The organism is Paenibacillus sepulcri (assembly GCF_042647105.1).
GTDB lineage: Bacteria > Bacillota > Bacilli > Paenibacillales > Paenibacillaceae > Paenibacillus_Z > Paenibacillus_Z sepulcri.
In genome coordinates, this window is record NZ_JBHRUP010000001.1 from 5,365,136 (window position 1) to 5,380,026 (window position 14,891).

At 53.5% G+C, this 14,891-nt stretch carries 11 protein-coding genes; 9 read left to right on the top strand and 2 right to left on the bottom strand.

The window, feature by feature from the left end; genetic code table 11:
- The first annotated feature begins 57 nt into the window (after positions 1-57).
- Positions 58-969: an AraC family transcriptional regulator gene (locus tag ACFOLF_RS23620; RefSeq protein WP_210038852.1), complete on the top strand. Its 912-nt coding sequence runs from the start codon at positions 58-60 to the stop codon at positions 967-969.
- 157 nt (positions 970-1,126) lie between these two features.
- Entirely contained in the window at positions 1,127-2,635 is a 1,509-nt protein-coding gene (melA, locus tag ACFOLF_RS23625; protein ID WP_210038853.1) for an alpha-glucosidase/alpha-galactosidase, read from the top strand.
- 177 nt (positions 2,636-2,812) lie between these two features.
- On the opposite strand, the gene ACFOLF_RS23630 is transcribed toward melA, so the two are convergent.
- The gene (locus tag ACFOLF_RS23630) at positions 2,813-3,628 is read right to left on the bottom strand and encodes a phytanoyl-CoA dioxygenase family protein (RefSeq protein WP_210038854.1); all 816 of its coding nucleotides are present in this window, start codon (positions 3,626-3,628) and stop codon (positions 2,813-2,815) included.
- A gap of 84 nt (positions 3,629-3,712) precedes the next feature.
- Between ACFOLF_RS23630 and ACFOLF_RS23635 the strand changes: the two genes are divergently transcribed.
- The gene (locus ACFOLF_RS23635) at positions 3,713-4,588 is read left to right on the top strand and encodes a helix-turn-helix domain-containing protein (RefSeq protein ID WP_210038855.1); all 876 of its coding nucleotides are present in this window, start codon (positions 3,713-3,715) and stop codon (positions 4,586-4,588) included.
- 384 nt (positions 4,589-4,972) lie between these two features.
- The gene (locus ACFOLF_RS23640; RefSeq protein WP_210038856.1) at positions 4,973-5,809 is read left to right on the top strand and encodes an oxidoreductase; all 837 of its coding nucleotides are present in this window, start codon (positions 4,973-4,975) and stop codon (positions 5,807-5,809) included.
- Positions 5,810-6,047: 238 nt separating this feature from the next.
- Here ACFOLF_RS23640 and ACFOLF_RS23645 read toward each other — a convergent pair whose 3' ends face one another.
- On the bottom strand, positions 6,048-7,061 hold the full coding sequence (locus ACFOLF_RS23645) for a LacI family DNA-binding transcriptional regulator (RefSeq protein ID WP_210038857.1): 1,014 nt from the start codon (positions 7,059-7,061) through the stop codon (positions 6,048-6,050).
- Positions 7,062-7,290: 229 nt separating this feature from the next.
- On the opposite strand from ACFOLF_RS23645, the gene ACFOLF_RS23650 reads away from it, so the two are divergent.
- The 5 genes from ACFOLF_RS23650 to ACFOLF_RS23670 all read left to right on the top strand — a co-directional run bounded on the left by ACFOLF_RS23650 (position 7,291) and on the right by ACFOLF_RS23670 (position 14,837).
- Complete coding sequence (locus ACFOLF_RS23650; RefSeq protein ID WP_210038858.1) at positions 7,291-9,384, top strand: amylo-alpha-1,6-glucosidase; 2,094 nt, start codon at positions 7,291-7,293, stop codon at positions 9,382-9,384.
- Positions 9,385-9,489: 105 nt separating this feature from the next.
- A complete protein-coding gene (locus tag ACFOLF_RS23655) occupies positions 9,490-10,797 on the top strand; it encodes an ABC transporter substrate-binding protein (RefSeq protein ID WP_210038859.1) in 1,308 nt (435 codons plus the stop codon).
- Positions 10,798-10,872: 75 nt separating this feature from the next.
- Entirely contained in the window at positions 10,873-11,769 is an 897-nt protein-coding gene (locus ACFOLF_RS23660) for a carbohydrate ABC transporter permease (RefSeq protein ID WP_210038860.1), read from the top strand.
- Between the two features lie 15 nt (positions 11,770-11,784).
- On the top strand, positions 11,785-12,618 hold the full coding sequence (locus ACFOLF_RS23665) for a carbohydrate ABC transporter permease (RefSeq protein ID WP_210038861.1): 834 nt from the start codon (positions 11,785-11,787) through the stop codon (positions 12,616-12,618).
- 26 nt (positions 12,619-12,644) lie between these two features.
- Positions 12,645-14,837 carry an alpha-L-rhamnosidase-related protein gene (locus ACFOLF_RS23670; protein WP_210038862.1) on the top strand — a complete coding sequence of 731 codons (2,193 nt, stop codon included), beginning with the start codon at positions 12,645-12,647 and terminating at the stop codon, positions 14,835-14,837.
- Positions 14,838-14,891 lie beyond the last annotated feature (54 nt).

Sequence of the window (14,891 nt, forward strand, 5' to 3'; positions counted from 1 at the left end):
AACGATGCCGCCAAAGGACGGCCAAGCCGTTTCTTCTTAATCGCGAGGAGGGCATTAATGGAGAATCTGTTCAGCTTATTCAATCCCAAATGGGCGCTGGAGGAATATCGGCCGCAAATTCTTGCTTACTATTATAAGCAGTGGATTGATTTCCATATGGGCTTTCACGCGCATCAAACTATTGAGATTATGTATGTCATCAGCGGCACCTGCACGGTTGTGGCCAGAGATCAGACGATTGCGATGCGCAAAGGCGACCTGATTATGCTGGACAGCGGCGTGGAGCATCGGCTGAGTGTGGACGGAAATCCATGCCGGATGCTTAATGTGGAATTTGTTTTTGCCGAGTGCGGGGGCAGCTATCCGTCACTGGGCCAGCTTGCAGCCGGCAGCCCTGCGCTGCGGCAGCTGCTGGACCGCGGGGAGCCATATATTGTTCTCCGCGATCCAAGCGATGTCTACCATACGCTCAAAAATCTCGTTACAGAGCTGGATACCGGCAGCGGGGAACATACAATGATGGCCAATTTGCTCATTTCGCAGCTGCTGATTCGGGTTGCGCGGCTTGCCGCAGAGGATCGGAAGGGTAACTCCGTCCGCCAGATCGACCGTTATGTCCGCAAGGCGGCTGATTATATCCATCAGCATTACGACGCCGATATTCAAACCAGGGACATTGCTGCCGCGGTTAATCTGCATCCGGTCTACCTGCAGCGGATTTTCAAGGCGAGCATGAGCATGACGATGACGGAATATTTGTCAGAGCTGAGGATTGAGAAAGCGAAGATGCTGCTCGCAAGGACGGATGTTCCGATTATCGAAATCGCCGATTATATAGGGCTAAACAGCAGGCAGTATTTCAGCGCCATGTTCAAGAAGCATACGGGACTATCCCCGGCAACCTATCGGAAATCCCGGGAGACGGTGCATGGATTCGATAATCAGGTTGCAATAGTTGACATCCGCTAGCCGAACCTGTTGCAAAATTGAAAACGCCTTCCTTGGCGTCCTGCTACAATGGGGTCAAAAGGTTATGAAGCAAACCGCAAGAAGTGCAAGAGCTTATGGGCTTCTTGCGGTTTTGACCATCCGGCGGGTCCGGAAACGATGAGGGAGGTTTTTTTCCATGTCTTTTAAAGTTGCTTTTATTGGTGCGGGCAGTATCGGTTTCACACGCGGATTGCTTAGGGATTTGCTGGCAGTTCCGGAATTCAACCATATGGAGGTTGCTTTTACGGACATCAATCCGCATAACCTGGATATGGTGACCAGGCTGTGCCAGCGGGACATTGATGAGAATGGCTTGTCCATCAAGATTCATGCGACTCCCGACCGCAGAGAGGCGCTCAAGGATGCCCGCTATGTGTTTACGGTTGTCCGGATCGGCGGTCTCGAAGCGTTCCAGCATGATGTGGATATTCCGCTCCGGTACGGGGTGGATCAATGCGTCGGCGATACGCTGTGCGCCGGCGGAATCATGTACGGCCAGCGGGGAATCGCGGAGATGCTGAATATTTGCAAGGATATCCGCGAGGTTGCCGACCCTAATGTGCTGCTGCTGAACTATGCGAATCCGATGGCGATGCTGACCTGGGCCTGCAATCAATATGGCGGCGTGCGCACGATCGGCCTCTGCCATGGCGTTCAGGGCGGCCACCGGCAGATTGCCCAGGCGCTGGGCCTCGAGAAGAAGGATGTCGATATCATCTGCGCGGGCATCAATCATCAAACCTGGTATATCAGTGTCAAGCATAACGGCGAGGATATGACGGGCAAGCTGCTGGAAGCGTTCGAGAATCATCCCGAATTCTCCAAGACCGAGAAGGTGAGGATCGATATGCTGCGGCGGTTCGGCTATTATTCCACGGAATCCAACGGCCATCTCAGCGAGTATGTGCCCTGGTACCGCAAGCGTTCGGATGAAATTATGGACTGGATTGATCTGGGCTCGTGGATCAACGGGGAGACCGGCGGTTATCTGCGTGTTTGTACGGAAGGCCGGAACTGGTTCGAGACGGAATTCCCGAACTGGATGAAAGAGGACCCGTTCGTCTATGCAGCCGACAAGCGCAGCGAGGAGCACGGCTCGTACATTATTGAAGGGCTGGAGACCGGGCGCGTCTACCGCGGTCACTTTAACGTGGTGAATAACGGCGTCATCTCCAACCTTCCGGACGATGCAATTATTGAAGCGCCGGGTTATGTGGACCGCAATGGCATCAACATCCCGCATGTGGGCGCTCTACCGCTGGGCTGCGCGGCCGTTTGCAATGTGAGCATTTCCGTTCAGCGTCTCGCCGTGGAAGCTGCGGTTCATGGCGACGACAAGCTGCTCCGTCAGGCGATGATGATGGACCCGCTTGTAGGCGCGGTATGCAATCCGAAGGAAATTTGGCAGATGGCCGATGAAATGCTCGTAGCGCAGGCGCAGTGGCTGCCGCAATACGGGCAGGCTGTTGAAGAAGCGAAGGCGCGCCTTGCTTCGGGTAATCTTATCCCTACCCGCGAGGGCTACAAGGGAGCGGCCCGCCTGAAGACGAAGACCGTCGAAGAGATGATGGAGAACCGTGAAGCGGCCAACCGTAACGCCGGCGAGGCGGATAAAGCCCAGGAGCGTCCCGCAGCGGCGCATTAAAGAATACCGCACGGATACCCTGTAGTTGTGGTAAATGACGATCGCCTCGCAGCGGCGGTTCCTGCTCCGGGAGCTTCGCGCGGTGGTGATCGTAATCAAAAAAACCCTGAACGGTCAGTCCGTTCAAGGGTTTTTTTGATTATGCAGCAATCTGGCCTCGAGCGGCCGCTGTCCATATTAATGGATGCCGGCAGCATCAAACTCGGAGCCGCAGGGTCCGCCGCCTTCATTGCTTTCGATCTCGAATTCACTGCCGTCAAAGCGGAACAACGGCTTGTAGCCTGCGCTGATCTTCGTGTCTTCAACACTGGCATAATGGCAGATGAGCGCTCTGCGGAACCGGTCCTTCGATACATTCGGGTAGGAGCCGTGAATAATGCTGCCGTTGAAGAATAGGACATCGCCGGCTTTCATATTTGTCTGTACGGGGCTGTAGCCCTCGGGTACATCCACTTCATGGCGGGTAAACGAAAGAGCGGGATCCGCTTCATGCGGGCACTGGATTTCCAGTTGATTGGACTTGGGCACGACAAGCATGCCGCCGTTATCCTGATCCGCATCGTCAAGAGCAATCCAGGCCGCAATGCAGGTGCCCGGTTCAACAAGCAGGTAGAAGTTATCCTGGTGCAGAGCCTGGCCTTTGGCTCCCGGAGGCTTGAAATACAGCATCGATTGGGCGGCCAAGGGATCTGTTCCGAACAGATCGGCCAGTATATTCATTAATTTCGGATGCAGCATATACGATTTGGACAGCTCGTCAAAGCGGTGGGGATGCATGATCCGCGGATACTGCTTGAGAATGTCTCCGGCTGCTTCCTCCGCGCTTGCCGCCTTGTAGAATTGGGGCGGCGCCTCTGTCCGCAGCTTCATATAATGCTCGCGCAGCATGGCCGCTTCCCCGGCAAACAATCCCGATAGCAGCAAAAATCCCTCTTGATCAAACTGCTTCTTCTGATCGGCATTCAATACGTTTCCAAGCTTTGCTGTCGTCATGGAAAACCCTCCTGATTTTACGGATTCATTGAATTCATGTATCCTTATTATAAGTTGACGATAATGATGGGAGGAATATATAGAATGGCTGACAATCTGGTTGATCCTGCTGCGGGCTCCTATTCGCTTAACTCCCGAATCATACTTGCGGGCGAATTTGAGCAGCCTGTCGGCTATCGGATAAGACGCCCGCAAGGGACGCGGGATTGGCTGCTGACCTTTACTTACGGGGGAGCGGGAAGCTTCGGGTTCGATGATGACCGCCACCAATGCGCCGCAGGCGATGTGGTGCTGATCAGACCGGGAGATCGGCATGATTATGAAACCCGCGAGGGTGAAGTGTGGAAATTTGTCTGGGCCCATTTTCTCCCGGAGCCGGGGTGGATCGATCTGCTGCAGTTTCCCAATAAGAAAGGGGAGCTGTTCGTGCTGCATATCGAGCAGTCCAACGTCCGGGAACGATTGCTGACCGCCTTCCGGCGCGTTGTGAGAGATAGCGTGAATGGGGATGTGCTGCAGCAGAGACTCGCGAATAATGCGCTCGAAGAAGTCATTTTGCTGCTTGGCCGTTATACCCGGCAGTTCGAGGGCGGGCTAATGGACTCGCGCATTGGACAGATACTGGACTACTTGAGCGAGCAATTCAGGGAGCAGCACACCATCGCATCCCTTGCCGGGCGGGTGGCCCTGTCGCCTTCCCGTTTCGCCCATCTGTTCAAGCAGGAAACAGGGGATTCGGTGATCGAGACGCTGCTGAAAATGAGGCTGAACTACGCGGCCCGGCTGCTTGAGCGGACGGCGTTGTCCATCGCCCGGGTAGCGGAGGATGTCGGTTTTGCAGACTCCTTTTACTTCACGAAGCAGTTCTCCGCCTTGTACGGGAAAAGTCCCACCGCGTACCGCAAGTCGATCGACTACGGATCTGCTGTGCAGGATGGTTCGGGGGACGAGCCGGTGTGAAACGTCCTTAAACAGGCATATTTTATTTTACCATTGACATTAAATGAATGATCTTTTATTATAAGTGACATGGAACGAAGCCATGAGATTAAATGACGATGATCAGAATCAGAGGGATATGAACGTTTCATTTGGATGGATCTGCATAGGATCACACATCTATTTAAGTGAACGTTCATTATTCAATCAGGCAAGGTGGTGCTGCTGAAGAGGAGTCTAATTTATAGGGAGCGTTCCGGATATGATGGCGATCTTTTTAAATATTATAAGTGTACGTTCATTTAATATTACAGTTTATTTGCTGCAAGGTATAGGAAGAAGATGCACATACTATTGGTTTTCTGCAAATAACTATATTGGACTAAAGAAGAGGAGAATGAACCCATGTCTGAACAAAAAGTATGGCTGGTAACAGGAAGCTCCCGTGGTTTGGGCCGCAGATTGGCTGAAGAGATATTGAAGAAAGGTGACAGACTGATTGCGACTGCCCGCAACCCCGAGCAGCTGGCCGATCTGGTTGACCGTTACGGCGGGCAGATCCACCCGCTTGCGCTCGACGTCACGGATCCGGAGGCGGTACAAGCTGTGGTGAAGGAAGCTGCCGCCGTGTTTCGCCGGCTGGATGTTGTCGTTAATAATGCGGGCTACGGCGATGTGGCTTCCATCGAAGACGTTACCCTGAGCGATTTTCGGGCTCAGATTGATACGAATTTCTACGGGGTCGTCTACGTTACCAAGGCGGCTGTGCCGATTTTGCGGGAGCAGGGTTTCGGCCATATCATCCAGGTTTCTTCCATCGGCGGACGTATCGGGACGGTCGGCTTGGCGGCATACCAGAGTGCAAAATGGGCCGTGGAGGGCTTCTCCGAGGTTCTGGCTCAGGAAATCGCCCCGTTCGGAATCAAGGTAACCATTATCGAGCCAGGCGGGCTGCGCACCGACTGGGCAGGTTCTTCCATGACCATTCCGCCGATCAGCGAGCCGTACGATCAGACCGTCGGCGCATTGGTGCGGATGTTCACCGGACACGGCGGACAAGCACCGGGCGACCCCGTCAAGGCTGCGAAGGTTATCATCGGCATCACGGAGCTCGATGAACCGCCGCTGCGTCTGCTGCTCGGAAGCGACGCCGTCGCCTTAGCGGAAACCGTCGGGCAGGCCCGGCTCGAGGCTGACGCCAAGTGGCGCCATCTTAGTGAATCCATCGGCTTCGACGAATAAAGAACGCTTTGCGGCCGTTCAGGCTGCCGGACCTGTTGATAAACAGGGAAGATCGCCCCTTTGTCTGGGATCAGGCTGAGGAATTAACGCTAACAAAGAAGCTGTTTCTTGAGGTTGTTCCAACTCAAAGACAGCTTCTTTGTCATATAGGGGCAAGGGAAGACGGTTTACGTGGCGGGCGGGGAGTCTAGCAGGCCGGTGATTGACCTCCTGAACAGCCAGTATTCTTCACATACCCTCAAAGAATAGTCCGCACGCTATCGCGCTTCACGAGCTCCGTATTAAGCACAATATAGCGGTTGACATTGCGTCCCTCCAGCAGATCAACCAGCAGCTGGGCAGCTTGATAGCCGGTCTCGTATTTATGCTGATTGACGGTTGTAATGGCGGGCGTATGGTATGCCGCTATGTCGATGTTGTCGAATCCGACGATAGAGATATGCTCCGGCACGCTCCGTCCCAAGCCTTTGACGGCTTGTATCGCTCCAAGGGCCATCAGATCGCTTGCGCAAAATACCGCCGTCAGCTCCGGATAGAGCGAATGCATGCGGTACATCGCTTCTTTGGCGGCAGCCTCGGAGAAGGAACCGTCCATCACGTAAGATTCGTTGTACGGGATGCCGTAGCTTGCAAGCGCATCGATATACCCTCTCAGCCGGTGTCGGCTGACGTCTGCCTGTGTATGCCCGTTAATCATCCCGATATGGCGGTGGCCATTCTCCAGCAAATGGACCATAGCCGTGCAGGCGCCTTTCACATTATCTGAAGTTACGTAGCCCACATTGGGGCCCTTCAGCGGAATGTCAATGAGAACGCATGGAATTTCCGAGGATACGATTTCCTCGAGATAAGGATCGTCGAGGCGGATGCCCATGATTATGACGCCGTCGACGCCTCTTTCATTGCAAAGCTTCTTATAGGATTTGGTTTTCTGCTTCTGCGGCGTTGTGCTGAACAGCACCAGATCGTAATCCAGTTCCCCGGCACGGTCGTTCATGCCGCAGAGCACCTCGAAAGCGATGTTGTCCTTGGAGCTGTCTCTGGTCACATTGGAGAGCAGCAGCCCGATCGTTTTTGATTTCTTGGAAATAAGCGAGCGCGCCGCTATGTTGGGGCTGTAGCCAAGCCGGTCGGCTACCGCCACAATTTTCTTGCGTGTTTCCTCGTTTACGTCACTGTAACCGTTTAACGCGCGCGAAACGGTGGTAATGGAAACTTGAGCGGCTCTAGCGATATCTTTAATGGTAACCAATATAGGATTCTCCTTCGGCAAAAATATATTAGGCGGGTAGATCGCGGATTGTGAAATGAACTTTAAAAAACTGTTGTAAATGCTTACAAGGCAATTTATAATACTAAGTATAGTCGATCCGAATCGTTTCGGAAAGGTCTCCGTCGAAAGGAGATATTTTTTTGGTTAAAATCCGAAACGTTTCGGAGTTGCAATGGCATCATGACAACAAGAGAAATGAGGTTTTAAATTGGATTACCGTGTTATCAAAGAGAACAATTTATTTCTGATTACCGACAAGCTCGGCAATATTTCGCCAGAGAGCGGAAACGGCCTGTACACATCGGATACGCGCTTTTTAAGCCATCTGGACATTTTTGTAAATGGGCAAAAACCAATCCTTCTTTCCTCATCGGCCGATGAAAACTTCGTCGCTGTTATCCGGCTGACGAATCCGCATATGGAGCAGGATGGAGAACTGATTTTATGGCGAGAATCAGTAGAAATCGTAAGAGAGCGCTTTATTTACGGCGGAGTTCTCTACGAAACGTTTCGGATTACCAGTTATTATCCAAAACCAGTCGATTTTGAATTTTCTGTTCGGATGGATGCGGATTTTGCAGATATGTTCGTTATACGGGGTTTTCAGTATGGGGAGCTTGGAACGGTTACCGGCCGTCATTCCGGTCCGGGAGAGCGCACGATTTCGTACATGGGCGCGGACCGCGTAACCAGAGAAACCCGAATCCGCTGGAAAGGTCCCGAGAATGTGGTGGACGCCGACGGGACCGTTCATTTCCGGATCGGATTATCCCATGCGGAATCGACTGAAATCTCTTTTGTCGTCATGCCTGTGATCGATGGAGCGGAGCCCACGCTGCACGAAGCGCCGGAAGCTCTTGCGAAGCTGAATGCGTCCTACGGGGACTGGAACGTCAGCTCCACCTCCATCCACAGCGACCTGCCGGCATTTAACAATCTCATTGACCGCAGTTTGCAGGATTTGCGGGTGCTGCTGACCGATCTCGGACACGGGCCGTTTCCCGTCGCCGGTCTTCCGCTGTTCGCGGTGCCGTTCGGACGAGACAGCCTGATTGCAGCGCTGCAGATGCTTCCGCTGAATCCGGAAATCGCCAAAGGAACGCTGCTGACGATGGCTTCTTATCAGGGAACGAAGGTGGATGAGTGGCGGGACGAACAGCCAGGGAAAATCATGCATGAAATCCGCTATGGCGAGCTGGCGGGGACGAATCAGGTGCCTTTTACGCCTTACTATGGCACGATTGACGCTACGCCGTTATTCCTGCTGCTGGCTGCCGAGTACTTCCATTGGACGGGAGATGCCGCATTGATCCGGCAGCTGATGCCGAATGTGGATGCCGCACTGGAATGGATCGACCGCTATGGCGATGAGGACGGCGATCTCTTCGTCGAATATGTCCAGAAATCGTCCAAGGGCATCGCCAACCAAGGCTGGAAGGATTCTGCGGACTCTATCGTCCATGCCGACGGTGAATATGCGAAGGCCCCCATTGCCCTGGTTGAAGTCCAGGGCTACGTCTACCAGGCGAAAACAAGACTTGCCCCGCTGTTCCGCAGCTTCGGAAGCGCTGAGCGCGCTGACCGGCTTGAAAGCGAGGCGGCCCGTCTCAAGGAGAGGTTCGAGCAGCAGTTCTGGATGGAGGATGAGCAGTTCTACGCCATTGCTCTTGACGGCGCGAAGCGTCAGGTGCATTCCGTTGCCTCCAACGCAGGCCACATCCTGATGAGCGGCATTGCTTCGCCTGAACGGGCGCGGGCGGTTGCCGGGCGTCTGGTAGCCGGCGATATGTTCAGCGGATACGGCATCCGCACGATGAGCACAGACGCTTCGGGCTACAACCCGATGAGCTATCATGACGGCAGCATATGGCCGCATGACAACTCGCTCAGTATAATCGGCATGAGCTGCAATGGTTTTCAGAGCGAAGCGCTCACCGTAATGGAAGGGCTGCTCAAGGCATCGCAATCATTTGAGTATGCCCGTCTGCCTGAGCTGTTCTGCGGGTATGGCGAATCGCTGGGGCAGCCCGTTCCCTATCCGGTCGCCTGTTCGCCCCAGGCATGGGCAGCCGGCACATCGCTGGCATTTGTTCAGGCTCTGCTGGGAATTGTGCCGGATGCGCTGGAGAAGCGGATTACGCTGAAGCCCGCGCTCCTGGCGGGCATGAATGTGCTTGAGATCAAACGCCTTCATATCGGCGATGGCCACCTTCACCTGCTGATTATGCGTGAAGCGGGAAGCGATGTTCCACAGGTTCGGGTCATGGCGAATGAAACCGGATATCAGTTGAACATCCTGTAAATGGGAACCTTCAGGTAATACCGGAAAGGGAGAGCCGCTTGAATCATGGAGGGGCTTTAGCTTTCCGAGCTATATATACTATATTTTAAGGGGATGTTATTCATTATGAAGAAAAAAGGATTATTGAGTCTGGTTTCCGTCCTGATTTTAACCCTGCTGCTTTCTGCCTGCTCTTCGGGCGGAAACAGCTCCAATGCCGGAAACGGAGAGGGCTCCGGAAGCAGCGCCGAGAAAGTGAAGCTGACCTTTACCCTCTGGGGAGATGTAAACAGCGGCGCCAACGAGCAGACGCTGGCTGACGAATTCAATGCGGCGCATCCCAATATTGAAGTCAAATTCGAGCCGGTACCCGGCGACGGCTATGGCACGAAGCTGACTGCGTCGCTTGCCGGCGGCACCGCGCCTGACGTATTTCTCGTCGGAGAAGGGGATTTCCGTTCTTTTGTGGACAAAGGGGTAATTGAGCCTCTGGACGATTATATCGCCAAGGATGATGCATTCGATATCAACATTTTCCAGAAGAGCCTGATCGACATGGAGAAATTGGACGGCAAGCTGTATTATCTGCCCAAAGATTTCAATCCGCTGGCCTTGTGGTACAACAAAAAGCTGTTTGACGATGCTAAAATCGAATATCCGAGTGCGGACTGGACCTGGGATGACATGACCCAGGCAGCCCAAAAGCTGACCAAGCAGGAGAATGGCAAATTCACGCAGTTCGGATTTAATGCAGGCACATGGGAATATCCGATCTATACGTATTTGTGGGCGAACGGCACGGACATTGCCAATGAAGACGGTTCAAAAGCTGAAGGCTTTATGAATGGCGAGAAAACGGTTGCCGCGATGGAGAAATATGTAGCGCTCTCCAAAGGCGAGAACCGCGTATCGCCGACGCCTCAGGATACACAAACGCTGGGCGGAGACTCCTCGATGTTCATGACCGGCAAGCTGGCCATGATGATTACCGGCCGCTGGGTCAAATCCGATCTCGACAAGTCGGATGTGGAATATGGATCAGCGCTTATCCCTACCGGTGCAGACGGAACACGCGCCGGCATTATCGCTGCCGCAGGCTGGGCGGTCAATTCCAAAAGCAAACATAAGCAGGAAGCTTACGAGCTTGTGAAATGGCTGTCCGGCACGGATGCCCAGAAGCTGCGTTCCAAAGACGGTCTGGTGCTGCCGGCAACGGTTACGGAATTGGAAGCGGTCAAATCGGCGGAGCAAGCCGACAAGGCAGTCATTGAGATGATGGATTACGCCCAGAAACCGGTGACCATGCGCTCAGGCAACGGTCCGCTGTTCAAGGATGAATTCACGCAGGCACTCGAAAAAGTGCTGCTGGGCCGCCAGGATATGAAGGCCGCTTTGGATGAAGCAGCCAAAAATGTGGATGCCAAAATTAAATAAATTCGTGTTCAAAATAAAATAGGCGAAGGGTGAAGCGTTGTTCGCGCTTCACCTTCTTTTATCAAGGAGGTCATTATGAATAACGCCAAATCTGAACGCACAGGATATCTGTTTATTCTCCCGTGGCTGCTCGGGCTTGTGATTTTCACGCTTGGTCCGATGATCTTCTCGCTGGTGCTTTCTTTCAGTAAGTGGGATGTCATTACCGGTGTGGAATCGATCCAATTCGTCGGCTGGGATAACTTTAAAGCTATATTTCATGACGATTTGTTCTACCAATCTTTGAAGGTTACCTTTATTTTCGCCTTGGTTTCCGTGCCGCTCTTTCAGATCATGTCCATTCTGGTTGCGGTACTGCTGAATATGCGTTCGCGGGGGATGAAGGTGTTCCGGCTTGTCTTCTTCATGCCGTCCGTCATTCCTGCAGTCGCAATCTCCATGATGTGGGTCATGATTTTCAATCCGGAGTATGGAATATTGAATCAGGCATTGGCCTGGTTTGGGATACAGGGTCCAGCATGGCTGCAGGATCCAAGCTATGCGCTGGGGGCATTGATTGTAATGGGGCTGTGGGGCATTGGCAATACGGTCATTATATATTTGTCCGGTTTGCAGGGCGTTCCCGAGGATTTGTATGAAGCTGCTGAGCTGGATGGCGCCGGTCCCTTCCGCCGGTTCTTCGGCATTACACTACCGCTCATCTCGCCTACGGTGTTCTTTAATGTGATTATGGGGATTATAGGAGGATTTCAATATTTCACCCAGGCGTTCGTCATGACCGAAGGCGGTCCGCTCAACTCGACGCTGTTCTATAATCTGTATTTGTATAACAAAGCGTTCAAGGAATTCGATATGGGCTACGCGTCGGCGCTCTCCTGGATTTTGTTCCTGATTATTATGGTTTTCACGATGCTGGTCATTCGCAGTTCCTCCCTCTGGGTCCACTATCAGGGCGACGATCAACGAGACTAGAAAGGGGATAATATCATGCTGCTCAATAAATTCAACCCGCTGCGGCTTCTTGCTCTGGTTCTGCTCCTTGCCGGGTCGGCTGTGGTGCTGGTGCCGATGCTGTGGACATTGTCTACGTCGCTGAAGACGCCGGCCGAAGTGTTTGGCACCCAATTCTTTCCGAAAAAATGGCTGTGGTCCAATTATGCGGATGCGATAACGGCCATCCCGTTTTTTTTGTTTCTCCGCAATACGCTGATTATCCTCGTGCCGGTCATGATCGGAACCGTCCTGTCGGCGGCGGTCAGCGCATATGGCTTTGCCCGCTTTAATTTCAAAGGGAAACGCACGCTGTTCCTCGTTCTGCTTGCGACCATGATGCTGCCAAGCCAGGTGACGATGATTCCTACTTTTCTCATGTTCAAGGAGGCGGGATTCTCGGATTCGTTCCTGCCGCTTATTCTGCCGGCTTTCTTCGGGGGCGGAGCGTTCAACATCTTCCTGATTCGGCAGTTTATGCGCGGAATTCCGCGGGAGCTGGATGAGTCCGCTTTCGTGGATGGAGCCAAAAGATGGCAGATTTTCACCAGAATCATGATTCCGCTCTCCAAGCCGCCGCTCATCGCGGTAGCGATCTTTACCTTTATGGGCGTGTGGAATGATTTTCAGGGTCCGCTTATTTATTTGAATTCCAATGATAAATATACGCTGGCGCTCGGACTGTCCATGTTCAAGGGCATGTACAACATCGAGTGGAATATGCTGATGGCCGCGACGATTCTCATTATGCTGCCGGCGCTCGTTGTATTCTTCGTGGCGCAGAAATATTTCATAGAAGGCATCTCTATCTCTTCTGCCGTGAAGGGTTAGATAATGCCGCTTAAGGAGGCATCATTATGATCAATACAACGAGCAAACATCCATTCAATCTCTATTATAATGCAGGCGAATATGTGAAAATCTGCGGGACGCAGGATGGCTATTTTCCCGATTTCGGGCATCATGTCGCCAATGAGATGGGCGGGGTATGGCTTCATCCCATCAAGCTGCTGGACGGCTTCTGGCTCAAAGTGACGGACATGGACAGGAGCATCTCTGTGTGGTCCAGAGCGGATGCCTTCACGAATGAATCCTGGGGCAGCACATTTGACTATGGCCACGGTCTGAGCCATATTCCGCTGAATATCAAACGTACCCAATTTGCGCCGGAGCTTGCGAAAGGCATGGTTGCCGGATACAAGCTTCATCATACAAGACAAGGAGAGCTCCGGCTGAAGCTGGAGCTGCTGGCGCGCACCGATCTGCGGCCGGTGTGGTTCTCCGATGAAATCGGTATCCATGACGGCGTTCAGGATGAAGCGGTGCAGCTCGGCAGCCGGGAGGTGCTGGTGAAGGACAGCAGCCACGATTGGTATGCGATGATCGGTACGGACCTGCCGGGGGACGGGATGGAATGCCGGCCGGATATTTACGGTCCGGAGTTTACAGCCGGCAATGGCTGCGGCATCAAATTCAGCGCGGAGATCATCATCCCTGCGGAGGGGGAATTCGAGTTCCATTTGTTTGTCGCCGGTTCCTATGCCTCTGCCGAATCCTGCCAGGAGACCTACCGCAGCCTGGAGCATGATCATGAACGCATGCTAAGCGATAAGCAAAGCGCTTATGACAACGTGGCCCGGCGGGCTCAGCTTACGATAGAAGGAGAAGCTGTGTTCAACGATATCTTCACCTGGGTCAAATGGAATAATCAATGGCTCATTCAGCAGGTGGACGGCATCGGACGCGGACTTACGGCAGGAGGACCGACTTATCCATGGTGGTTCGGCTGCGACAATACTTATTCCCTTCAGGGGGTGCTGGCGATCGGCGATCACCGGCTCGCCAAGGAGACGCTGGATTTGCTGCTGCGCAAGTCCGAAGAAGTGAACGGCAATGGGCGCTTCATCCATGAGGCCACGACCATGGGCGCCGTGTCCAATCCCGGAAATACGCAGGAAACCGCACACTATATCGCGTTCGTATGGGACTTATTTCTTTGGACCGGAGATGAGGCGCTGCTGCGCAGGCATTATGATTATTGCGTAAAAGGCATAGATTGGCTGCTCGGTGAAATGGACCCCGACGGCGATTTATTCCCATCCGGCTATGGAATCATTGAAATAGCCGGGCTCAACATGGAGCTGATCGACAGCGCCGTCTATACGGCCAAAGCGCTGCAGGCCATGACGGAGATGAGCCGCTGGCTGCAGGATGAAGAAGGTCATCACCGCTATAGCCTCCTGGCGAAGAGAAGCGCGGCCGCCATAAACGAGCGGTTCTGGATGGAATCGGAAGGACTGTTTGCCGATGCGGTTGCGCCCAAAAAGGAGATTGAGCCGAAGCTCGATTACATGACAGCGCTAGCCCAAGAGCAAGGAATTACCGGATATCGCGAATACTTGACAGGGCTGCTTGACGATGTGGAGGATGAGGCGGAGGACCGCGGCTGGCTGCTGAACAAGAACTGGGTTATTGTCACGCCGATGGAGACCGGGATCGCCGATCCGGCCAAAGCGCAGCTGGCGCTTGATCATATGCGCAATGACACGTTTATCGGTGAATACGGTACTTATTTGTCCGGCATCTATCAGCAGGGCACAATGACAATTTCGACAGGGGTTCATGCTGTTGCGGAGGCAGCAAGCGGCAATCCGGACGCGGCGCTGGATTTGCTGGAGAGAATGTTCAGGAGCTTCTCTTATGTGCTGCCGGGTTCCCTCTCCGAGATGTCGCCGGACTATGGCTGCGTGGTTCAGGCGTGGACGATCTATGCGGTGGCGGTTCCGGTCGTGCGCCATTTCTTCGGGATCAACCCGGCTGCCGCCCGCAAGGAGCTTGCGGTGAAGCCGCAGCTTCCCTCGGCCTGGAAGGGCAAACGCTGTTCAATGGAGCGGCTGGTGATCGGCGAGGCGGAATTCGATATCCATCTGGAAGAAAGAGAAGCTGCCCGCATCGTGTCCATCCGCAACGAAGCCTGCTGGAATGTGACAGTGGAATGGAACAACCGCAGGGTGCAAAGCTCGGAAGCGCTGATTGAGCTGGAGCTTTAGGTAAAGCTTATGCAGGGGTTGTTGGCGCTTCCGGTCATCGTGCATTCTATTCGA

Excerpts from the sequence above, each read along its gene's own strand:
- ACFOLF_RS23665 (WP_210038861.1), top strand. The coding sequence starts at position 11,785 with ATGCTGCTCAATAAATTCAACCCGCTGCGGCTTCTTGCTCTGGTTCTG.
- ACFOLF_RS23620 (WP_210038852.1), top strand. The coding sequence starts at position 58 with ATGGAGAATCTGTTCAGCTTATTCAATCCCAAATGGGCGCTGGAGGAA.
- melA (WP_210038853.1), top strand. The coding sequence starts at position 1,127 with ATGTCTTTTAAAGTTGCTTTTATTGGTGCGGGCAGTATCGGTTTCACA.
- ACFOLF_RS23655 (WP_210038859.1), top strand. The coding sequence starts at position 9,490 with ATGAAGAAAAAAGGATTATTGAGTCTGGTTTCCGTCCTGATTTTAACC.
- ACFOLF_RS23640 (WP_210038856.1), top strand. The coding sequence starts at position 4,973 with ATGTCTGAACAAAAAGTATGGCTGGTAACAGGAAGCTCCCGTGGTTTG.
- ACFOLF_RS23635 (WP_210038855.1), top strand. The coding sequence starts at position 3,713 with ATGGCTGACAATCTGGTTGATCCTGCTGCGGGCTCCTATTCGCTTAAC.
- ACFOLF_RS23630 (WP_210038854.1), bottom strand. The coding sequence starts at position 3,628 with ATGACGACAGCAAAGCTTGGAAACGTATTGAATGCCGATCAGAAGAAG.
- ACFOLF_RS23660 (WP_210038860.1), top strand. The coding sequence starts at position 10,873 with ATGAATAACGCCAAATCTGAACGCACAGGATATCTGTTTATTCTCCCG.
- ACFOLF_RS23670 (WP_210038862.1), top strand. The coding sequence starts at position 12,645 with ATGATCAATACAACGAGCAAACATCCATTCAATCTCTATTATAATGCA.